Origin of the sequence: Clostridium sp. CAG:43 (genome assembly GCF_000434655.1) — a bacterium.
In the GTDB taxonomy this organism is placed as follows: Bacteria; Bacillota; Clostridia; order Lachnospirales; family Lachnospiraceae; genus Otoolea; species Otoolea fessa.
Map to the genome: position 1 here is coordinate 38,800 of NZ_FR895115.1, position 23,315 is coordinate 62,114.

The window sequence follows — 23,315 nt, forward strand, 5'->3', positions numbered from 1 at the left end:
GAGGAAAGGAATTCAAGATATATGGAAAAACAGGTAGGACAAACACCGGATATCAAGATGTATGTGGTCTGCCACAAACCATCCTATGTACCGGAAAATCCATATCTTTATCCGATACAGGTAGGAACTGCCCTGAATGGAACCAAGCTTCCGGGCATGCGCCATGACGATGAAGGCGACAATATTTCCGAAAAAAATAAAACATACTGTGAACTAACCGCACAGTACTGGGCGTGGAAAAATGAAGATGCGGACTATTATGGATTCTTCCATTACCGACGTTATCTGGCATTTGATCCGACGCTCAATAAAGACGACGGATGGGGGAATATTGCGTATGACCGCATTTCGGATGAGGCGCTTAAAGAAATCAAACTCCAGCCGGAGGCGATGCGGGAATTAATTACAAAATACGATGTGATTACCGTCAAAGGGCGTCAATATCCGCGTTTAAAGATCGAAGGACAGGTCATGGATGTGTACCATGAATATGGTGTGGTGCCGTTCCAGCACCGGGAAGATCTCGATATCACCCTGCGGATCCTGAAAGAAAAATATCCGGAATATGCACAGACCGCAGATGCGTACATGAAGTCGACGAGCGCCCATGAGTGCAACATGTTTATTATGAAAAAAGAAGTGTACCAGAAATATTGTGCATGGCTGTTTGATATCCTGTTTGAGGCAGAAAAACAGATCGATACGACCTGGTACAGTGTGGAAGAATATCGCGTCATGGGCTATCTGGCGGAACGCCTCTGCGGTATTTACTATGAGCATCTGAAAAAACAGCCAGATATCCGTGCATGTGAACTTCCAAAAACATTATTTAAAGATACAGCGCCGAAAGCAGTCTTAGAACCTGTTTGTCCGGCAGGTGTGCCGATCGTGCTGTCGGCAAATGACAAATTTTCACCGTATCTTGACATTATGATCCGTTCCATGATTGCAAATGCATCGCCGGAACGCGAGTATGACATCATTATTCTGTATAACGACATCTCTGAGAAAAATCAGCAACTGATTTCCATGGCAGCTAAGGGCAAACAGAATATATCCATCCGATTCATCCGGGTATGTGAATACTTTGATGCGAGAAAACTCTTCGTCGATCAGCATCTGTCTGTGGAGACATACTACCGCCTGATTATCCCGGAGATCATGCCGGACTATCATAAAATCCTGTATCTTGATTGTGATATGGTAGCCGATCATGATGTGGCAGAACTTTATGATCTGGATCTGAAAGGTGCGGTAATTGGCGCAGCGAAAGATATCGATGTGGCAGGACAGTTAAACTTAAACCAGAATAACTGGAAAAAATATGCCATTGAGACATTGGGATTAGACAGTCCGTACGATTATTTCCAGGCAGGCGTCCTGATTTTGGATCTGGATAGGTTGCGAAAGACGATGAGGTCCGAAGATATGATTCAGATGGCATTGACGCATTCTTACCGCTGTCATGATCAGGATATCCTGAACATCGTGTGCAAAAATAAAGTTACTTATCTGCCACAGCAGTGGAATACGCTGATGGATTGGCAGGAGATAGGGCGCAGCCGCATGGAGATCCTTAAAATGGCGCCGAGAGAACTGTATGAAGAATACTCAAAAGCAAGAAAAAATCCGTATCTGATTCATTTCGCAGGCTACCAGAAACCGTGGGATACGGTGGACTGTGATTTTGCGGAGTATTTCTGGGAGTATGCGAAGCTGTCGCCGTATTATCCGATGATTCTGCGAAATATAAAGCGATGCCTGATGGAAGAGCAGGAGGCGGAACTGTCAAGGATTGCGAAGATGGAGCAGAAAGCGGGGATACGGAAGATAGCAAATAAGATCCTGCCGATTGGGAGCAAGAGGCGTGAGTGGGTCAAAGCGGTTATGAAACGCTTCTAGAGGCGTAAAGCAATGGAACGATAAAAAAAGAAAGCATGATAAGGGGATAGAAATGAAATTCGACTATACAAAACAGCCAGGATTATATTTGTGGAATAATATGTTCGAATCTGACGGCCATCCATTAATATCGGTGATTACGGCATATTACAATACAGGAAAATGCTTTGAACAAACATTTAACAGCGTCATGAATCAGACATTTCCATGGTTTGAGTGGATTATTGTGGATGATGGAACTACAGATAAAGGATCCTTAGATAGATTGGAAAAATTAGGGGAACTTGATAAACGAATTAAGATAATACATCAAAAAAATGCAGGTTTATCAGCAGCACGTAATACAGGAATTAATGAGTCTAGCACTGATTTTATATTCCCATTAGACAGTGATGATATAATCGAACCGACGTGTTTAGAATATGAATATTGGGCATTGCATTTTAATCCTGAGGCTACATGGGCATATTCTGATTCCGTAGGATTTGAAGGACAGGAATATTTATGGGATGTAAAATTTGATCCAGAGAGATTAAGAAAGGAGAATCATTTACCAGCGACTGCGTTAATACGAAAAAAAGATGCTTTAGAAGTTGGAAATTATACAGTAAAGGATTTTCCGTTTAATGAGGATTGGCATTTTTGGTTGAAACTTCTTGCAAAAGGAAAGTACCCAGTACAAATCAAAGGAGAATATTTATTTTGGTATAGAAGAGGCGAAGAGGGTGTTTTAGCATCTGTTAGAAAAGATGATGAAAATAGGGAGAAAAACAGAAAGGTAATATCAGAAGCAGCCGATATGGTGGTGCAGCCAAGGCAGCCGATATGCTTTCCGTTAAATATATGTAAGCCATACATTGCACCAAAAGAATCTACCTGGAATAAGCATGTATATAGCCAGAACGAAAAAATACATATTTTATTTCTTTTTCCGTGGTTTTCTATGGGAGGGGCAGATAAATTTAACCTAGACTTAATCAAAAAGATAGATAAAAATAAATTTGCGATTAGTATTATTACAACAGAAAAGGGAGACAATGACTGGCTGCAATTGTTCCGCGAGGAAACACCTGAAATTTTCAATCTCCCTAATTTTATGTCTGCAAATGATTATCCGGAGTTTATTGACTATTTCATAAAGAGTAGAGATATAGATATATTGTTCGCAAGTAATTCGACGGATGGGTATTATTTGCTTCCATGGATCAGAAAAAATCATCCAGAGTTGGCAATTATAGATTATGTCCATATGGAAGAATGGTATTGGAGAAATGGCGGGCATGCAAGAAGTAGCGCTGTTATGGGAGAAATTGTTGAACGCACCTATGTTTGCAACAGTGCAACCAGAGAGGTTATGATTAATCAATTTCAAAGAAAACCAGAGAGTGTAGAAACGGTTCATATCGGCATTGACGAAAATAGATATGATGCAAAAGCAATAAGGGAAGGGATTTTATATCAGGAATTAAATATTGATAATAACAGACCAGTAGTATTATTTATATGTCGTTTGCATCCCCAGAAAAGACCATTTTTAATGATAGAAATAGCTAAACAGGTTCGAAAGAAAATAAAAAATGTTGCATTTGCAGTTGTTGGAGATGGCCCACAAAAAGAAGAGTTGGTTGAAACTGTCAAAGCAAGAGGCCTAGAGGGAACAGTATATTTTTTAGGGGCTAAGGAAGAAGTTAGACCATATTATAAAGATGCTAAAGTGACACTTATATGCAGTATAAAAGAAGGGCTTGCTCTGACCGCTTACGAATCCTGTGCAATGGGGATTCCGGTTGTTAGTGCAGATGTAGGAGGTCAAAAAGATCTGATAGATGATTCTGTGGGAAAATTGATACCGTTTATGCAAAAAGAAGATAAAGATTTTGATTCAAGATATTTTTCTGATAAAGAAATCAAGGCATATTCGGAAGCAATTGTGGAAATTCTTTCCGATGTGAATAAGTGGAATCTGCTGTCGGTAAATTGTCGAAATAAGATTGAAAAAGGATTTACTATAGATGCAATGGTGCAGTACTTTGAAAAGGAATTTCAGAGAATTTTACTGGATCCCACAATGATAAAGATGCGAAAGGATAAATCAGAGTTCCTTAAAAAATTAGGAATGTTTCCAGGAGAATTATATACAGCATCATTGATGGAACAGGGAAAGAGCCATCCGGAAGAAAATGCATATGTCAAAGGAGAACGTGAAAATATTGGCGAACGTTTGACCAGAGAAGAAAAGACGGTAATTCGTCATGAACAGTCAATTAATCATCAATGGGAAATTCAGAAATGGCATGAAGAGAGGCTTAGACGACTTGAAAATAACAGCTTAAAAGGAATCATAAAACGAATATTAAGGAGAGTAGGGTTAAGAAAATAAATGTATAAAGAAAGGAAACCGAATGTTGATTTTTTCAATATCGTAAAAAAGAAATGAATAGTAATTCAAATTCAAGGACAAGTAGAAATATTTTAGTTCTAATTTTATTGGTAATATTGGGTGCTGTATTTACAGTTTACTATTTAGCCTTAAAAGGAAATCAAAACCAAGTGTATAATGACATAGTGGTAGAATATACTTCAATGTTCGCTGGTAATAAAACACCGGAAAGAAAATTGATATATATTCTTTGCTTTGGCGGGATAGTTCTGTATTCGATTTACTATTTCTTGAACAAAAGTATCGATAATGATGGTGAGCAAGCTACTCTCGAATTGTTGTCTGAGAATCAAAGAGAAAAAGAATTTCTATGTGTTCTAGTGGCGATGATCGTTGTTGGTTTGATGATTTTTGGTAGTGCCTATCAGATAATTGTAGATGGAGTGGCATTTGTAATATTTATATATATTATTGACAAAACACTTATAGTCTCTGGTATTTGTGTTTATTTTATGAGTATATATACGTATATAGCCATATATAGAAGCTATGTATTTTTAGGTGGAGAAGGTGTGGGAAATAATATGATTGCGCTTATATGTGCAATCATATTATCATCAATACCATTTTTATTTAAAAATAGAAAAAGGCAATATTAAGGTTGGGGTTACTTGAAAGCGTAGTTATACCATTCTCTTTGTTGATTTATACTGCAAACCGATATAAGCAGGGAGAAACTGTGATAATAATTGATGTTAGCAATGCAATGTTGGATATAATATGGCTAATAATTATTTGGTTCATGTTAGAAGCAGTTTTTTTCGCAGTAAAAAAATGGAAGAGTATAGATTCTATAGAAAATGTAATTAATTTTGGAACATGCGCAACAATAATAGCATTTAATAGATTTGGTGGAACAGGTGCCATTATGTCAGAAGATTTGCACCATCCGTTTGAGAATATTATTGGCTATTCTCAAATAGTGGAACTTGGACAGATACCGTTTAAAGAATACATTCCGGTTTCAGGCATGTATTCTTTTGTTCAGGGAGCAGTTTTTAAGTGGTTCGGAGATGGTGGAACATTTGCTAATTATTATGCTACAGAGAATCTGTTTTATTTATTTATAATTATTATAATTGTATGTCTATTAAGAAAACATGTTGATAATGTTTATGTTTTCTTGATTTCATTATTGCTTTATGTTGATTCATATAATCGTGTGGTATTTATTTTACCAATAATGTTATTATTAACATGGTCAAAGCTCATCGAGAAAGAAAATGCATGGTTAATGGCCTGGTTTTTGACTAGCTTATTTCATGGCTTGTATTATCCCTTGTATGGTGTGGCAACATGTATTGCTTTTGTCCCGTTAGCTATTTGTATTATAAAAGACTATATTAAATTAGGAAAATTAAAAAAGGATATTAAAACTATTCGATTTTGGTTTGGTTGGGTAGGCTGTTTGCTTTTGACATTTCTGTGTAGAAATTTTTTGATTGGTACATTAAAACATATGTTGGCAATGTCTGGTCAAAGTATTTTAGCGGACGGTATTTCTCGTTTCGGACAAACATTACCAGAGTGGTTTTTTGGATATTTGGATAGATATTTAGTAATTCGTTTATCATTATATTATATTTTTACATTTATGATGCCAGTTTTTGTTGTATGGGTATCGTATGCTTTAGCCGTTAAGTGTGCTGTGATATGTAGAGAAAATAATAGAATAAAAATTAAAAATTCTAAGACAGCTAGCATAGTGATTTCTATAGCGATTATGTCTATGATAGCATATTCTTATACAGTAATTAGATACGATATAGATCGTATTTATGCTAGATGTGCTAGCATTCTGTTTATTAGCTGTGTACTAGTGTTAATCTTTGTATGGAATTATATTAAAAATACAAAAATTAGGTTGCTGGTTGTAGTGATTGCAGTATCCATACCGACGGTTGTGAAAGGCATAGGTCTTTTTTCAACAGAATTGAATTCTCAATATGTAAATGTTTTTTTGACAGGATCAAATTCTAAGCTGCAATCATATTATGTAGTTCCGGATAATTATTTGTATGTAAGTGATGATAGTGTTGAAAAATTAGGAACAGGTTTTATTAATCCGGAGACATATAAATTAATAAAAGATACAAGTGTGAAATTTCAAAGAGAAGAAAAAACGCACTCTTATATGGGTGATCCGCCATATTTTGGATATTACTATTTGTTAAGTATAAAAGGTAATGGATCAATAGAAATAGGGGCAACAGTAAAGGGATATTCTGCAGCAAAGGAAGCAGTTGATATAGTGAAAAAGAATAAAGCTATCGTAGGAGGTAATTTTATACCATTTAGTAATTATTATTTTTATCATTGGCTTCTAGCGTCTGGGGAATATTATTGGGATGATGAAAGATGGGAGTTTATACCAAATGAGAATAAATACAGCAGAGAGGAGATATTAGGGCAAAATAAAAATAATGGAATTGCGTCATGGAACATGAACTTAGAAAAAACAGCGAGTTCGTGGGGAGAATCTATGGAATCTTTAGAAACACTGTTTGATGAACCGGAATTAAAATATGCAATAAAAGAAGAACAAAAAGAAGTGCTAGTGGATTTTGAAGATTTATTAGATGGAAATGATGCAGATTTTATGTATCTGGAGCTTGCAAATGAAAATGAAAATTATAACTATACTTTATATAACTTAGATGGGGAAATTCAACAAGCAGAGGGTAAGTATTCTAAATTGCTCATGAAAAAGAATTACAATCCAGGTATGATTGTTCAAATTAGATGGGAAGATGAAGCAGGAGAGGAGCATGCAATGCATTGTAAAATGTCAAAAGGCAAATTATTATTACCTCTTGGGGCAGGAGGTAAATGGCTGTTTAATGCACACAGAAGTCTTTCAATTCAGATTCTTTGTGATGGCGTCGCAGTGAAAATTCCAGATATTTTAAAAATTAGATTTTTGAAAATAAGAGAAGTGAAATAGTATTTTGAAAGCTAAAAAGGATTTTACCCTAGTTTATAAAAATATTGTTATAAATCAAGAATCAAGAAAGTGTGTTACCCTAAAAAATAGGTAGAGGAAAGCATGTTAGAAGAAAATATAATACAGAAATATAGAATTAGATTTAAAAATAATCAAATCCCATTAGAATTAGCTTTTTTGCAATGGTTTGTAACAAGTTTATTGCAGATTGATAGAGCTTTTTTTTATTATGATAGTGAGACGAAGTACTTTTTTATAGTGAAGTTAGGCTATTTCATATGTTTAGTATTCTTTTGGAAATTTGTTCTGAAAGTATATGCTGAGTTAAAACAGGGGAATGATGAGTATATACGCGGAAGACAAATATTTTTAGTGTATTTTACAATATCCATGATATTATTATTGATCTTTTGGCCAGGCATATGGGCATGGGATGATTTGTATGTTTTGCAGGCATTAAAAACATATCAATCGCTTGCACCGTGGCAGCATGTTATAACGGGTTTGTATCAAGATATCTTGTTGCAAATTTTACCCTTCCCCGGCGGTATTATTTTGATTCAAAATATAATTATATCTGTCTGTGTGGCTTTTTCTGTAACAAAATTAGAAAGAATTTTTCATATAAGAAAAGTAAAATACCGATTGATCGATAGTATACTAAAGTGCATTCCATTTTTGCTTCCGCCAATTTTGTCATATCAGTACTCTGGATACAGAATAGGAATATATATATATTTAGAATTGACATTCATTATTATGTCAATATGTATTTATGAAGGAGAAAAAGAATGGAATTATAGGAAGCTTTTAATGTTTTGCTTCCTTTCTGTAATTGTTGCATGTTGGCGAACAGAGTCATTTATCTATATTCCTTTTATTTGCATTCTGTTTCTTTTTGTGAGGAAAGAAAAGCTATCGCGTAAAAAAAAATTTCTAGGCATTATGATTCTGATTTTGGGCTTTATAGGAATGACAAAATGGCAGAAATATGAACTTGGAAACCAAAATTATGAAATTGTTGCTACGTTGCGGCCATGTGTTGAATTAGTTCGGCATGCGGATTTGAAAAAAGATGAATCAGAACTTAAAGCAATAAACGAGGTATTAGATTTAGAAATTATTTATGAAAATCCTGAATATAATGGGGAACAACTTTATTGGAGCACGGGATGTGTAAGAACGACGAACGATGATCCAAGCGATGATTTTACAGAAATAGAATACAAGGATTATCTAAGAGCATTTTTAAAATTATCAATAAAATACCCCAAGGTTGTTATTAATGAAAGAGGGAGATTATTTTTACAATCAATAGGGGTTATTGGCTCTAGTGTTCGAAATACATATATATCGGCAGTACTATTTGACGATTCTAGCAATAAGGAATTGATCCAGTTTCAGGAGAACGGTTGGCTTGTTAATAGACCTGTGTATAAAACGTTGCGAAAATATATATTGTTAATTTTAGGTGGGGTGAACACGGATGGAAGCTTGAGACCATTTCAGAGTATTATTTGGAATGCGGTTTTGCCGATATCTGTGCTGTGCTTTGTCTGGTTAAAATTATTGCTTCAGAGAAAGTGGTATTTGTGGCTTCTTTGTTCAGCAATTGTCGCAAAAATACCAATAGTAATTCTTACGGAGCCAAGTAATTGGGTGATGTATTTTTTATCATTTTATTTTTTGGGTTATATATTAATTACATATGGTATTTGGATGTATTTAAGCAGAAAGGAATGACAAAAACTTATGAATAAAATATTATTATTTATACCTATGTATAACTGTGAAAAACAAATTGTTAGGGTTCTTTCTCAATTAACGGATGAAGTCCAGAAGTATGTAAGTGAAGTGATTGTTGTTAATAATCATAGCACGGATAATGGAGAAGAGGCAGTAGAAGAATACCTAAAGACACGAAATATCAAAACCAAAGTTTCGTTGCTTCGTAATGATGATAATTATGGATTAGGTGGATCTCATAAAGTCGCTTTTCAATATGCAATATCACATAAGTTTGATTATGTTATTGTTCTTCATGGTGATGATCAAGGAGATATATCGAATTTACTTCCATATTTGAAAAATAGAAAGTATGAAAAATATGATTGTTTTTTAGGTGCCAGATTTATGAAGGGATCGAAATTAGAAGGATATTCGAAATTCCGAACGTTTGGAAACCATGTATATAATATGTTGTTTTCGATTGGATGCGGACATAAGATTTATGATCTAGGCTCCGGATTAAATATGTATAAAGTCGAAACTTTAAGAAAGATGCAGTATTTTAAATATAAGGATAATTTGATATTTAATTGTTTTATGCTTATGGGCTCAACCTATTATAAACACAAGATCAGATTTTTTCCAATCGTATGGAGAGAAGATGATCAGGTGTCAAATGTAAAAATGCTGAATCAGGCTACGACAACACTGAAGTTATTAGCGAAATATATGTTCAATAAGAAAAAGTTTTTATTAGCTGAATATAGAGATAAGATAGTAACGAATTACTCAGCACAAATAATTTACACAAATGAAGAGTAGGAGAGGTTGAAAATGAAAAAAATACATTTAATTATGCCTATGGGCGGTGGAGGCACAAGATTTGGAAATAAAGGTTATGAGTTACCCAAACCTTTAATCAGGCTGCGTGAGCGGCCTTTTTTTTATTGGGCGACGCAATCAATTATAAAATTTGTGGATGTGCAGGATCTTATATTTGTGGTACTGCAGGAGCATATTGATAAATTCAAAATCGATAAGGCGATCTATGAGTATTATCCGGAGGCAAAGATTCGGGTAATTCCTCATGTTTTAAATGGTGCAGTATTGACCTGCTGCGAGGGTGTAAAACTTATTGATGATGACTTGCCGATTCTTTTTAATGATTGTGATCATGCATTTATTTGCCCGGCCTTTTATGATTTTTGCGAAAAGGCTGATTTTGATAAGATAGATGGTGCTCTTCTGACATTTGAGTCCGATAGCCCCAACTTTAGTTATATTAAATTTAATAAAAATGGAAAAGTAATAGGAACAATCGAGAAGGTTGTAGCAAGCAATGAAGCTATTTGCGGAGCGTATTATTTTAGGAACAAGAAGCTGTTTACAGATGCGGTAAGTAGTTATTTAGATAAATGTGATTATAAAGAGTTTTTTGTGAGCGGCGTATACAATGAAATGACGAAAAAAAACGAACAGATAGATACGTTTAAAATCAAAGAACATATTTCCTTTGGTACCCCGGAAGAATATGAACAAGCCAAACAGGATGAAAGGCTGGGTGAATTAATTTGATATCGGTTTTCTGCTTTTTAGGTGCAGTCTTATTTATCTGTATAGCGCACGTTATTCGTGTTTTAAGATGGGAATTGTTTATCAATGTATATGAAAAACCAAATCGAAGAAGGTTGATTCAGGCCTTGTCTATCGGATATTTTCTGAATTATATAGTTCCGTTCAAGCTTGGTGATATTGTGAGGGCTTTGTTTGCCGGTCGAAAGATGAAAAATGGCAGATCATTAGGTTTGTCAACTGTGATAGTAGATCGCTATTTAGATATAGTTTGCGTAGGAGTTATTTTTGTTTTGCTTTCTATTACCGGAAAAAGTAAATGGGGGCCGGATATGCAGAGAACAGCTCTGTTTTATCTTTTCTTAGCGATATCGGTACTTGCTTTGATGGTTGCGATTTATGTGTGCAAAGGGATAGTAAAACGTGTGATCCGTATGGTTGCAGGGATTTTTAACGAAAAAATTGAAGCAGGACTTTTACAGTTTTCCTGGGCATTGATCTGGAATTTTAAAGATATTTTCCAGAAAATAAGGAAGGCAAAATTGCTTGGAACAACGGTTGCCATGTGGCTGTGCTATTTGCTCTCATATTTTCTGTTTGCATGTTTTTTAAGTACCAACGGAATAGGAACAACCTGGGTTGACGTATTTACATTATTGTTTGCACAGAATGGTATCAAAGAAAGTACGAGTGTTGCTTTTGCACTTGTGAACGATAAGCTAGTGCCGTACTCGATTTATATGGTTTGTTATATGCTTCTCCCGTTAATCGTGCTGAGTCTTATGCCGTTTATGATGAAGGATACGAAGGAAGATGAGGAAAGTGAGAACTATTTAAATCTTCTGCCTCATATGGATTCGAAGGAACGACTCAACTTTTTGGAAGGATATTTTTCGGATCAGAATAGAGACTATACAAAAAATTATTTAAAAATCAATCAGAATATATCTATAATTCGAGATTATTCTGCCGGTTCGAATGCGACAACGATGCTGTGTACGGACGGAAAAAGAACTTTTTTTAGAAAGTATGCATTTGGCGATGATGGAGAGAAATTATACCAGCAGATTCGGTGGATTTGTGATAATCAGGAATACTTACCATTGCCCGATATCTTGAATTCAGATAAGGAAGCGTCCTATTGTTATTATGATATGTTGTATAGAAGCAATGCGGTTGGATTATTTGAATACGCACATTCTATGCCGATTGAACAGAGTTGGGAGATTATACAAAAGGTTCTTGAAACTTTGGAAAACTCTATTTATCAGATGCATGTAAAAAAAGCAGATACTGAGACAATCCATAAGTATATTCAGACGAAAGTCCGGAAGAATCTTGAGAAAATTAAAAATGCAAAGAGATTAAAGGGATTGCAGCAATATGACATCTTAATTATTAATGGTATCGAGTATAAGAACCTGAAGTTTTATGAGAAGTATCTAGAGGAAAAGTATCTGGAGAATATTTTTAAAAATGATTCTTATGCGGTTATACACGGAGATCTCACAATCGAAAATATAATATGTACTAGGAATGAAAAAGGTCAGGATGATTTTTATATTATCGATCCGAATACGGGAAATGTACATGACTCCCCTAATTTGGATTATGGAAAGCTGCTGCAATCAATTCATGGCGGATATGAGTTTTTGATGTCAACGAAGAGTGTAAAGGTATCTGAGAACAAGATTAATTTCCTGTTTACAAAATCATCTGCCTATATTGAGTTGCATGAGCGTTTAAGAAAATATATGAAAAATCAATTGGGTGATGAAAGAACCAGAAGTATATATTTCCACGAGATAATTCACTGGCTGAGATTGATGCCTTATAAAATCGATAAGGCAGGAAAAAGAGCAGTATTGTTCTATGCGGGAATGCTGATGGTTATGAATGATGTGATTGAGATGTATGGAGATCGGGAGGATTCATAGTGAAAGATTATTTAGCCTTATTTGACCTGGATGGGACTCTTTTCGATACAGGAGATGTGAATTACTATGCGTATAAGGATGCACTTGAACCGTATGAAATCAAACTTGATAAAGAGTATTTTGTAAAGCATTGCAATGGAAGGCATTACACGGAATTTTTGCCGGAACTTATGGGAGATTCTGATCATATTGAGAGTGTGCATGAAGCTAAAAAGATGGCGTACGTTAGAAATCTGGATAAGGCCAGACCTAATTATCACCTGTTTAAAATGATCAATCAGATGAGGAATACATATTACCTGGCAATTGTAACAACAGCCTCCAGACAAAATACGATGGACATATTGAGTTATTTTAATTATCAGGCTCTTTTTGAGTTTATTGTCACGCAGGAGGACATAAGCAAGGTAAAACCGGATCCGGAAGGCTTCTTAATAGCGATGAAGCATTTTGAAATAGATGCTCATCATACCTTGATTTTTGAGGACTCTGATGTGGGAGTACAGGCGGCTAAGGCTACTGGTGCAAGTGTTTTTATTGTAGGACAGATGTGAGAAATGAGAGGCAAAATAGAATGAGTAAGTTGTTAAACCAATTGGTAAAGTTTGTTGGTTTGAGCGGTATTGGTTGGCTCTTGGATTTTTTTACATATACAATTTTAGGATTTGTATCTAATAATCTGGTTTTGAACAACTCAATAAGTTCGTGGGTAGGTGTGACGTTTGTATTTGCGTTTGCTACGAGAAAAATCTTTCAAAGTAATAGCAGGATTCCTTTAACGTGGAAGTATGTGATTTATATTTTATATCAGATTGTGTTGATATATTTTATATCAAAAGTGTTGAATGGAATTAACTTACTTATTATTTCTAAATGTACCTTAGATATAATTTTGAGATTTTCATCGATTTTAGCTAAGATTCTAGTGACCCCGATAACAATGATATTGAATTTTATCGTTATGAAGGGGGTTGTTGAGAAGCTATAATAAGAAATGGAATCTATAAATAAAGGAAATATATGCAATAGAGTCCAATAACGTGGCTCAGAGAGATCCGGAATAATCAATTTAGTATTTATAGAGGCATTTTTTGCTTCGAAAGGGGGCGGTTAGGTGAGTAGGAGTAAGGCTATGGTTGCTGTTGATTATTTGAGAGCAATTGCATTATGCATGATTCTATATGACCATTTGGGAGGGCTCTTCAATCCAGGGTGGATTGTAAAAAGATATGTCGATTTCTTTTTTGCAGTACCGCTAAATATAATTCAGGATTTTGGCGCATTTGGAGTTTCTTTGTTCTTTTTGATTAGTGGTTTTTTATTTACGTATAACGGAAACCATCAAAATGAAGGAAGAAAGACTCTGAAAAAAATGATGAAGATATACAGCGGATGTTTGCTGTCATTCTTGGGATTTTATCTCTTACAGAGAATTGTCTGGTGTGTAAAAGAAACCTATTAGAGTCAGTTTTCATTGAGACAGTGGATTGAAAGCATGACTCTAGTTGGTTATTTTACAGGGTCGGGCGAGGTGATTAACGGAACAACATGGTTTTTAATCCCACTGTTTATGTTTTATGTTTTGCGGATAGGCTATACTTGGATGCAAGAGAAAGTTAAAGTGCGTTGGAATGTCCTTATTTTAGAAGCAGTTTTGGCGGTTATAATGCTGCTATTAAAGGTGCTTAAGCTACCTATATCATCATGGCTGATATTTGTTTATATGCCAGTGTCAGGATTGATTTTGGGAGAGATTTTTCGGGATAATACGCAGGTATCTATTTTGGAAGAGCTAGTTTTGCAATTTGTAAACTATATCAGTATGACGATATGGTTCTGGATATTTGCTCGTCAGTATCATGATTCATCGCTTTATTTTGTTTCGTTTATTTATTCGATAGCACTGGTGGTATTATTTGCGCTCTTAAATGACAAATTTAAGAAGAATAAAGCAGTTTCTTTTTTATGCAGAATCAGTTTATCTGTATATTTGGTACATATGACATTTGGCTGTTTTTTATTAACGCTGTGTTCATTTGTGCATATACCATTTACACTTTCATTTATAGCTACAATAGGGGCTATTTTGACCTTATCATACGTACATATGAAAGTGATGGATAGGGTTATAAAATAAAGTAACTGTTAAGTAATGTCATGTATGTGATTATGGAGGAAAACATGGATACAACTCTTATTATTATGGCTGCCGGTATTGGCTCACGGTTTGGAACAGGCATTAAGCAGCTTGCAAAGATGGCTCCAAATGGAGAGATTATCATGGATTTTTCAATCTATGATGCGAAAGAAGCTGGATTTACAAAGATTGTTTTCGTGATCCGGAAAGCGATTGAGCAGGAGTTTAAAGAGATAATCGGAGATCGCTTATCCAGGTTTATGCCGGTGGAATATGTGTATCAGGAGTTGGAAAATCTGCCGGAAGGATACGAGGTTCCGGCAGAAAGAGTGAAACCATGGGGAACCGGTCAGGCGATTTTAGCTTGTAAAGATGTGGTGAAGGAACCATTTGTGATTATTAATGCGGATGATTATTACGGAAAAGAGGCATTTGCGAAGCTGCATGATTTCCTGATTTCCGGAGATGATGTCGATAAGATTAACCTTGCGATGGCTGGATTTTCTCTGAAGAACACGCTGAGCGAGAATGGATCTGTTACCAGGGGCGTCTGTGTAGCGGATGAAGCAGGTTATCTGGTGAAGGTGATTGAGACAACCGGAATTCGGGCATCTGGTGAGAAGATTCTGTGTGATAATGCAGAAGTGGAGAGTTGGATCACACCAGATACCATGGTATCTATGAATATGTGGGCCGGTACATCAGATTTCTTAGAGTATATTGATAAGGGATTTTCGCGATTCCTTGATAATTTAGGAGATAATCTGGAGAAGAAGGAGTATCTGCTTCCGAACATTGTCGCAGAATTACTTGAGAAAAACCTGGCTTCCGTAAAGGTCCTGAATACATCGGATCGTTGGATTGGAATTACCTACAAAGAAGACATAGAACCGGCTCAGGAGAAGTTCCGGCAGATGATTGATAGCGGTGTGTATCCCAAGAATTTGTGGCAGTAAAACACAGGAGGAGCAAGGCGAATGAACATGGATAGAAAGATGGAAGTTGAGAGGAAGGTACCTGTCCGCAAGGCTCTTCTGGTTACCCACGTGAGCGGCTTTCTTCCTCAGTTTGAGATGAACAATGTGCGGATTTTGCAGGAGATGGGGTATGAGGTTCACTATGCTTCGAATTTTCATACGCCTTCCTATGGCACGGATAATCATCGCTTGGATGGAACCGGGATCATAAGGCATCAGATTGATTTTGTCAGAAGTCCCTTTAATGCGAAGAATCGTCTGGTGTACCGTCAGATGTGTGATTTGATGAAGCGGGAACATTTTTCTCTGGTACACTGCCATACGCCTATGGGTGGTGTGATGGCACGTCTGGCGGCCCATGCAGCCGGGACAGGGCCGGTTATCTACACGGCCCATGGATTTCATTTTTTTAAGGGCGCACCCTGGAAAAACTGGCTGATTTATTATCAGATGGAGAAGCTTCTTTCCAGATATACGGATCAGCAGCTCTGTATTAACCGGGAAGATTATGAGCTGGCGAAGCGGAAGTTTCATGCGAAGTATGTGGATTATGTGCCGGGAGTGGGGATAGATGGTTCTCAGTTTCGGACGTTTGGGGATAAGGAGCGGCAGAAAAAACGCGAGAGTTTGGGGATACTTTCGGGGCAGGTCGTTTTACTGACTTCCGGAGAAATGATTCCGAGAAAGAATCAGGAGGTGTTGTTCCGGATGCTGGCAAAGATAAAGGATGAGGCGGAAAACCTGCGTCTTTTGTTGTGCGGGCATGGAGAATTGAATGAGTATCTGCATGGAATGGCGGATGAGCTGGGGATTGCGGATCGTATATCGTTTTTGGGATACAGGGAAGATATGGCGGAGATATTTCAGGCTTCGGATATCTTCCTTTTTCCATCCTTTCAGGAAGGGCTGCCGCGGGCGATGCTGGAGGCTATGGCCAGTGGGCTTCCGGTGATCTGTTCGGAGATTCGGGGCAATACGGATCTGATGGGAGATAGCTGGACCCTGTCGGCGGATCGGAAAAGAAAGCTTTGCCCGGGCGGGGTCATGCTTAGCCAGCTTCAGGATGCGGATGTCTGGGCGGAAGCTCTTGAGGATATGCTGTCCAGGAAGAATTGCTGGAAAGAGATGGGTGAAGCCTGCATCCAGCGAAGCCAGGAATTTAGTCTGGATACAGTGGAAAAGAAGATGAGGGAGATCTATGGACGTTTTGCAGAAATGGAATAGAAGTATACCGGATGGAAATGGGACGGCAGCGGCGGTCTTATTTTTTTTGCTTTTTATATTTTTGAAACAATTTTATTTATTCCCTTCAGGGAGGATGGAGGCGGCGGATGTATGTCTGTTCGCCTCTTTTTTTATGCTGTTATGTGACTGTATGATAAGAAGACCGGAACGTCTTTTTAAGCTGAAGATAGAAGGACTGTTTTATGTGTTTCTGGCATTTGTTGTGGTGATTAATACATATTATGGGATTCGTCTTGGCCGTGGTGAATTTTTTAAGTATACTTGCTTTTGGATCTTCAATGCCTGTGCTATCTGGAGTTTCTGCTATCTGGCGGAATATGGCGGAAAAGCTTTTTTGACTGGGATTAATTGTGTGGTAAAAGTGAATGTCGGAGTGCAACTGCTGATATATCTGTCGGGTCATGGACGCATATTTCGTGAGTACTGGGGAGCGATTCGCTATCAGGGAACCTTTAATGATCCGAACCAACTGGCATTTTTCTTGTTTATGATGATATTGCTTTTGTATCTGTACCGGTGCCGGTTTGGGGATCGGAGCTTTCCTGTGTTCTATGTGCTGGCCTTGCCGGTGATCGCAGCATCGAAGTCTACGGGAATTTTGCTGGGAGTTTTGATTTTTACGGTTCTGGCTGTTTTGCATGCCCTGTACCGGGTGGGATGCAGAAAAGGTGCGTCTATGAAAGTGTGGACTCTGGGAATCGTCATCGGAGTGGTTCTGTTTGGCCTGTTTTTGTGGTGGATATGGCCTGCAGCGGATTTTGATGTGAAGACGGTGGATTATAACATGTTGACGCGGATTCAGGAGAAGATATGGAAGGTGGCTCATGGCGGTCTGCTGGGACTTTTTCTGGATCGTGGAATGGAGAAGCTTGTGCTGTATCCGCAGTATCTCCTGTATGGAGCCGGGGAAGGCGGATTTGACCGGTTTACACTGGCTAGTCAGGTGAATGAGATTCATTGCTGCTTGTTCAGCGTGATGTTCTGTTATGGTCTGATTCCGACTCTATGCCTGCTAGTCTGGCTTGGGCGGAAACTGCGGTACGCAGATGCGGCTATGGCTTGTGCAGTGGTGGGGCTTCTGGCGGAGAGCTTTTTCCTTGTGAATTACCGGCAGCCGATGTTTTGGATGATACTGTTGTATGGGAGTGTGGTGCGTATGGATGGGAATGGAGAACGAACATCTATTCCTGTTGCAGAATAAACTGTGAAAATTAGTAGAAGGATGACTGTGGGGTCATCCCTCTATTTTTCGTTTACTTTTTCCTGATTTTTCCAGCTTCTTCTTTCGCGGATATTCCTGTTATTAAGGATATTTCATCTTTGTAAGGCATTCTTGGTGCATATAATGATATATAGGCATTACCAATTGCTCCTTGGAAAAAAATCATTTTCGGATTATCATTTTTTCCAAAGGTCAATACATGGCTTTTCGAGATGCCGGGATATGGGTCGATATAGTATATCTCTTTTATGCCTAATTGATATGCTTTTTTGGAACATAACTCACAAGGACTTGCTGTGGTAAACAATTTTCCGCCTTGAATCTTTGCACCACCGTATTTTGAAATTTGTAAAAAAGCATTTTCTTCGGCGTGTAGTGCACGAGTGTGGACCTGGTTTGATTTGCCAGTTAATCCATTATAAATGTCTTTAAAACAATACGAAAAGCATTTTCCTTCTTTTTTATCCTTTATGCTTTTCTCTTGTAAATGAGTATAAATACCCTTCATTGTTTCGTTGAAAAGTTCATCTTCTAGTTCGAATTCACTAAAAGTTTCGCTGTCTTTGTTTTTATAATAATCTTCAACACATCGTAGATTACATGGAACCTGTCCCTTGGGAACGTCATTCCAACCAACCGATCGAACAGAAAAATCTTCACCAGTTACTACTGCGCCTACTTGTCGTGACAAGCATCCTGAATTATATTTTGCATTGAATGCTAATTGCATACATCTTTCTAAATGAGTCGGTGCAATTAATCCTGGTTGAAGCGCCAGTGCGATATACTTTATAATTTGTTCTGTTAATTCGAAATATTTGTGATTCTGTATATTAGGATTATATAAATATACATCTGATATTTCTAAGCAGGCTGAAACATTTTGATGATAAAATATACCATCTTTTCCAGGATATTCGATCCTATCCAGGCTTTCTAATTCTTTTCGATTCATACCTAATCTATTTTGCCGGTATTCATTTTCTGTATTAATTGCGAATGCATAAAAAGCACGATATCGATCCCGAAAGAATTGAATCTCAAAAGAATTCCGTAAGGCATCTATACATATTCGAGTTTGCTCCCTGCCTTCATGAGCGAGTTCTTCATACCTATTTATTATTTTTACGATATAGTTTATTCGCTCTGCGATGGTGATTTCATTGCCTGGATTTTCGCTATCGTTATCATATTTTCCGGAACTTCTAATATTATTTCCCACTTGTTGCATGAAGTATGAATATAAATTGTAGAATTTTTTGTCATCATCACCGTGTTCTCCGGATGTATTAATTTCTTCGACGGTAATGTCCTTAATGACTTTACAGAAATTATTTTTTTTGTTTATCAAACTACTGGTAAAATAGTTAATCATTTTCAGTAGAGAATCTTTAGTTTCTGACTCTATATGTTTGTCGTTATTGAATACGTTATCAATCCATGTACGAAGATTGCTATCAATAATAGTATTTTTTATACTGTCCAGGGTGAAATTTTTATCCACATTTTCATCCATGAGCACGCATGCAATTTTTTTCTTGAGTTGATCTTTCTCTTTTATATTTACTTTCATAGCAATGCTATCAATATAAGAAAATAATCTTCCATACGTATCTTGAAGAATGAAAGACAAAATAATGGAACTGGCTTCAATTACATCAAATTTCTTCCATTTTTTTCCTTCTTTCATATAGCGATAGATAACGCTATATTTTCTTTCATCGGAATTATTATAGTCGCAGGTCTTATAGGATCTCAAATCTAAGTCTTGGAAATTGTCTTTGGATAAAATTTTTGCGACGGTTGTACACCCCGATCCTGTTCTTCCGGTTAATCCAATTAATATAAATTTATCACGCTGACTATACAGACTTTTAATCGCATCAGCTTTATTATTAGATGTATCTGTACCCATATGCTCCTCCCCGATTTCAATCATACCTGTTGCAATATAATAAACAGCAAAAACGTCATTCGGATGATTTTAGTATATCATAATTATATGATTTTTGATAATAATTCTCTGTTTTCGAGGTGAGCAATTTTATCGCAGTAACTTGGGGTAGCGAGGTATCTCTGTTCATTTTATATTTTTATGAGATTTGTAGCATAGAGACTTTTATATTTCAGGAGAACACTAAGATGCCTGTAAAAGGATATGCGTTTATGATATACTGGAGAAGCAGGAGCTACTCTCTTATTATTTGATAATAGGAATTAGCGGAGATATTTTAAGGGGGATTTAAATGTGTTTAGGAAAAAGCATGATTTCAGAGGCGATAAAAGTCAGTCAAAAAAGAATAAATTTTTATTATTCTTTGTAAAAGATGAAAGATTATATATCACGATGGCAGCTGTGATGGCAGCTATAATCTTGGGTTGGGAGTGGCTGTGTAATAAACAGGTGGATAGTATGATTGAATTTTCTACCTTTTCTGCGGTTGTTATTGAGAGTATTTTAGTCTTTGTTGTTAACCGGCTGCGTTCTCACATCATGAATCAGGTTGAAGATCCCAATAAATTGACAACTGATTATGATGGATTGGTGAAACGATATTCTTTGGAGAGAAATTTTGTAACCTGCAAGAATAGTGATGGGACGGTGGTTATTCCGGTAATACTGGAGGCAAAGCTGTATGATAAAAAGATAGAAATTGAGGATCATCCTGAAAAGAATTATTCTTTGCCGGAAATCATAGAAAAGCACTATGAAGATTTGTTTTCTGCCCATGTGACCTCAAAGATTTATAATAATACAAATATTCGTGTGGATGAATGGGGGTGCGTGGGGGATGATAATACCTTTAAGTTTGTAACCGGAAGAACAACCTACTACAATTCCTTGGTGACCAACCGGGCTATGGATTACAGCCTGATTGATGGGATTTCCGTCAGGGAGCTTCTGGAGTGTGGACCGATGGTTCACTCTTTGAAGAATTCTTCGCTGTTGAATCATCTGGGTTTTAATGGATTTGTTGAAAGTTCCGATGGTTTGATTATGCTGGTATATCGCAAGAAGAATGTGTCCATAGCGAAACGCACGTATTCAGACAGTGTTGGGGCTAGTTTGAAAGTAAAGTATGCCTTGGATGAAACATATACATTTACAATAGATGGGCTGGAAAATGGAATTATAGAAGAAATTAAGGATGAACTTGGTATAGAGAAAGATACGCTGGAGGCTGTTCAGAATACGTCTGGTCTTAAGTATGTTCAATTAATTGCAGCTTATAGAGACATACTGGAAGGCGGTAAACCACAGCTTTTGTTCTATGCAAAAACATCTATGTCTCAAGGTGAAATAGAAGCAGCATTTTATGAAAGAAATCATCAGATTAAAAAAGCACCCGGGCAGTACGGCTCAGATGCGGATAAAAAAGAGATGGAAACAGACGGCGATAAATTAGTCTGGATTTCTGTAAGTGAACTTCCGGATTGGGATGTATATTCGGATGGAATCCGATGCAGAAAAAATGGAAAAGAGGAGTATTTAAAAATGGTTCCATCGGCATCCGCCTGCGTTGAGATGCTGAAAGAGTATATGAATTTGTAAAAGGTATTTTTGCTGACTACTATAAAATTGGAACTTGTGAGGGAAATCGGGAAGAAAGAACCATCGGAGGTATCCTATGCAGAGTACATTAATTCGTTTTACGGACAGTAAGTTCGCCTCATAGAGTGCAATGGAGTATTAATAAGGTATTGTGTTCAAATTGAGAGTTCGTTTTGGGGAATGCTTAAAGCTGACGGGATATTCTTGTTTAAATTGTCGTTGTATGTTATAAATAAATCACAAGTATAACAACACGTGACAAGGAGAAAACCAACATGTACGATTATTTAATAGTAGGCGCCGGTCTCTACGGTGCCGTATTCGCCCATGAGGCGAAGAAAGCGGGCAAGAAGGTTCTGGTGATTGACCGCCGCCCGAATATTGCAGGAAATGTGTATACAGAGCCGATGGAGGGCATCCAGGTTCACAAGTATGGCGCGCATATTTTCCATACGAATAATAAAGAGGTCTGGAGTTATGTGAACCAGTTCGCGGAGTTTAATCGTTTTACAAACTCCCCGGTGGCGAATTACCACGGCGAGCTGTATTCCCTGCCGTTCAATATGTATACGTTCAACAAGATGTGGGGTGTCGTGACTCCGCAGGAGGCAGCGGCGAAGATCGAGGAACAGCGCAAGGCAGCAGGCATCACCGAGCCGAAGAACCTGGAAGAGCAGGCGATCAGCCTGGTTGGCACGGATATTTATGAGAAGCTGATTAAGGGCTATACCCAGAAGCAGTGGGGAAGAGAGTGCAAGGATCTTCCATCCTTCATCATCAAGCGTCTTCCGGTTCGTCTGACCTTTGACAACAACTATTTTAACGCCCTGTATCAGGGAATCCCGGTGGGCGGCTATACGAAGATGGTTGCCAATATGCTGGACGGCATCGAGGTTCGCCTGGAAGAGGATTATTTTGAGAATAAGGCTGATTGGGATGCGATGGCAAAGAAAGTAGTTTACACCGGCGCGATCGATGCGTATTTTGAGTATTCGTTGGGCGTTCTGGAGTATCGTTCTGTGCGCTTTGATACTGAAGTGCTGGATATCCCGAATTTCCAGGGCAATGCGGCAGTGAACTATACGGATGCGGAGACTCCGTGGACGCGTATTATCGAGCATAAATGGTTTGAGTTCGGCAAGGATGCCGATGGCAATGATCTGCCAAAGACGGTTATCAGCCGTGAGTACAGTTCGGAGTGGAAGTTAGGCGATGAGCCGTACTATCCGGTCAATGATGCGAAGAATGGCGCGCTGTATGAGAAGTACAAAGAGCTGGCGGAGAAAGAAGATAAAGTGATCTTTGGCGGTCGTCTGGGCGAGTACAAGTATTATGATATGGATGCGGTGATTGCTTCGGCGTTGGAGTTGGTGAAGAAGGAGCTGTAGGAGAATTTTTGATTTTTATCCGGATCGGCGGATGGTTTCGAAATCATGGATTAGATGGGAAGCTACCTGCTGATTCAGATAAAATGGTAAAATGAAAATTGCAAAATTTAGTATTTCAAAAATAAAGCATAATAAAACATCTTGAATACAGATGAAAGATATGCTATAGTAGAAATAGGAAAGCCAGAGACATACGGCCTGCCGAAATGAAACAGTTAATCTCTTATGAGACCAGCCGCCCCTATTGCAGTAGTGGCGGCTATTTTCTTC

The 23,315-nt window shown here is 37.5% G+C and carries 15 protein-coding genes and 1 pseudogene; 15 read left to right on the forward strand and 1 reads right to left on the reverse strand.

From position 1 onward, the window contains the following. Positions 1-21: 21 nt before the first annotated feature. The 13 genes and pseudogenes from QVO97_RS11760 to QVO97_RS11820 all read left to right on the forward strand — a co-directional run bounded on the left by QVO97_RS11760 (position 22) and on the right by QVO97_RS11820 (position 18,083). On the forward strand, positions 22-1,902 hold the full coding sequence (locus QVO97_RS11760; RefSeq protein WP_022360511.1) for a DUF4422 domain-containing protein: 1,881 nt from the start codon (positions 22-24) through the stop codon (positions 1,900-1,902). Between the two features lie 52 nt (positions 1,903-1,954). Further along, positions 1,955-4,282, forward strand: coding sequence for a glycosyltransferase (locus QVO97_RS11765; protein ID WP_022360512.1), 2,328 nt, complete (start codon positions 1,955-1,957; stop codon positions 4,280-4,282). Positions 4,283-4,335: 53 nt separating this feature from the next. Continuing rightward, positions 4,336-4,941 (forward strand): hypothetical protein, encoded by a 606-nt coding sequence (locus tag QVO97_RS11770; protein WP_288189755.1) that lies wholly within the window; start codon positions 4,336-4,338, stop codon positions 4,939-4,941. Between the two features lie 80 nt (positions 4,942-5,021). After that, positions 5,022-7,286, forward strand: coding sequence for a hypothetical protein (locus QVO97_RS11775; protein WP_022360514.1), 2,265 nt, complete (start codon positions 5,022-5,024; stop codon positions 7,284-7,286). A gap of 102 nt (positions 7,287-7,388) precedes the next feature. Continuing rightward, entirely contained in the window at positions 7,389-9,029 is a 1,641-nt protein-coding gene (locus QVO97_RS11780; RefSeq protein WP_022360515.1) for a hypothetical protein, read from the forward strand. A gap of 9 nt (positions 9,030-9,038) precedes the next feature. Beyond that, positions 9,039-9,836, forward strand: coding sequence for a glycosyltransferase family 2 protein (locus QVO97_RS11785; RefSeq protein WP_022360516.1), 798 nt, complete (start codon positions 9,039-9,041; stop codon positions 9,834-9,836). Between the two features lie 12 nt (positions 9,837-9,848). Further along, the gene (locus QVO97_RS11790; RefSeq protein ID WP_022360517.1) at positions 9,849-10,589 is read left to right on the forward strand and encodes a sugar phosphate nucleotidyltransferase; all 741 of its coding nucleotides are present in this window, start codon (positions 9,849-9,851) and stop codon (positions 10,587-10,589) included. Continuing rightward, the gene (locus QVO97_RS11795) at positions 10,586-12,523 is read left to right on the forward strand and encodes a lysylphosphatidylglycerol synthase transmembrane domain-containing protein (protein WP_022360518.1); all 1,938 of its coding nucleotides are present in this window, start codon (positions 10,586-10,588) and stop codon (positions 12,521-12,523) included. The genes QVO97_RS11790 and QVO97_RS11795 overlap by 4 nt, the downstream gene beginning before the upstream one ends. After that, entirely contained in the window at positions 12,523-13,077 is a 555-nt protein-coding gene (locus QVO97_RS11800; RefSeq protein WP_022360519.1) for an HAD family hydrolase, read from the forward strand. The genes QVO97_RS11795 and QVO97_RS11800 overlap by 1 nt, the downstream gene beginning before the upstream one ends. 578 nt (positions 13,078-13,655) lie before the next feature. Further along, positions 13,656-14,660 (forward strand): annotated as a pseudogene (locus tag QVO97_RS11805) (acyltransferase family protein). A gap of 44 nt (positions 14,661-14,704) precedes the next feature. Next, positions 14,705-15,616 carry a nucleotidyltransferase family protein gene (locus QVO97_RS11810; RefSeq protein ID WP_022360523.1) on the forward strand — a complete coding sequence of 304 codons (912 nt, stop codon included), beginning with the start codon at positions 14,705-14,707 and terminating at the stop codon, positions 15,614-15,616. A 21-nt stretch (positions 15,617-15,637) separates the two neighbouring features. Then, positions 15,638-16,861, forward strand: coding sequence for a glycosyltransferase family 4 protein (locus tag QVO97_RS11815; RefSeq protein ID WP_022360524.1), 1,224 nt, complete (start codon positions 15,638-15,640; stop codon positions 16,859-16,861). 151 nt (positions 16,862-17,012) lie between these two features. Further along, a complete protein-coding gene (locus QVO97_RS11820) occupies positions 17,013-18,083 on the forward strand; it encodes a hypothetical protein (RefSeq protein ID WP_288189756.1) in 1,071 nt (356 codons plus the stop codon). 52 nt (positions 18,084-18,135) lie between these two features. Here QVO97_RS11820 and QVO97_RS11825 read toward each other — a convergent pair whose 3' ends face one another. Beyond that, positions 18,136-20,019 (reverse strand): dCMP deaminase, encoded by a 1,884-nt coding sequence (locus tag QVO97_RS11825; RefSeq protein ID WP_022360526.1) that lies wholly within the window; start codon positions 20,017-20,019, stop codon positions 18,136-18,138. Positions 20,020-20,352: 333 nt separating this feature from the next. Between QVO97_RS11825 and QVO97_RS11830 the strand changes: the two genes are divergently transcribed. Continuing rightward, the gene (locus tag QVO97_RS11830) at positions 20,353-21,657 is read left to right on the forward strand and encodes a hypothetical protein (RefSeq protein ID WP_022360527.1); all 1,305 of its coding nucleotides are present in this window, start codon (positions 20,353-20,355) and stop codon (positions 21,655-21,657) included. A gap of 275 nt (positions 21,658-21,932) precedes the next feature. After that, complete coding sequence (glf, locus tag QVO97_RS11835; RefSeq protein ID WP_022360528.1) at positions 21,933-23,045, forward strand: UDP-galactopyranose mutase; 1,113 nt, start codon at positions 21,933-21,935, stop codon at positions 23,043-23,045. Positions 23,046-23,315: the final 270 nt, after the last annotated feature.

Bases quoted from the DNA above. Each gene is read 5' to 3' on its own strand.
- QVO97_RS11765 (WP_022360512.1), top strand. From the start codon at position 1,955: ATGAAATTCGACTATACAAAACAGCCAGGATTATATTTGTGGAATAAT.
- glf (WP_022360528.1), top strand. From the start codon at position 21,933: ATGTACGATTATTTAATAGTAGGCGCCGGTCTCTACGGTGCCGTATTC.
- QVO97_RS11825 (WP_022360526.1), bottom strand. From the start codon at position 20,019: ATGGGTACAGATACATCTAATAATAAAGCTGATGCGATTAAAAGTCTG.
- QVO97_RS11785 (WP_022360516.1), top strand. From the start codon at position 9,039: ATGAATAAAATATTATTATTTATACCTATGTATAACTGTGAAAAACAA.
- QVO97_RS11810 (WP_022360523.1), top strand. From the start codon at position 14,705: ATGGATACAACTCTTATTATTATGGCTGCCGGTATTGGCTCACGGTTT.
- QVO97_RS11770 (WP_288189755.1), top strand. From the start codon at position 4,336: ATGAATAGTAATTCAAATTCAAGGACAAGTAGAAATATTTTAGTTCTA.
- QVO97_RS11790 (WP_022360517.1), top strand. From the start codon at position 9,849: ATGAAAAAAATACATTTAATTATGCCTATGGGCGGTGGAGGCACAAGA.
- QVO97_RS11780 (WP_022360515.1), top strand. From the start codon at position 7,389: ATGTTAGAAGAAAATATAATACAGAAATATAGAATTAGATTTAAAAAT.
- QVO97_RS11820 (WP_288189756.1), top strand. From the start codon at position 17,013: ATGATAAGAAGACCGGAACGTCTTTTTAAGCTGAAGATAGAAGGACTG.
- QVO97_RS11760 (WP_022360511.1), top strand. From the start codon at position 22: ATGGAAAAACAGGTAGGACAAACACCGGATATCAAGATGTATGTGGTC.
- QVO97_RS11815 (WP_022360524.1), top strand. From the start codon at position 15,638: ATGAACATGGATAGAAAGATGGAAGTTGAGAGGAAGGTACCTGTCCGC.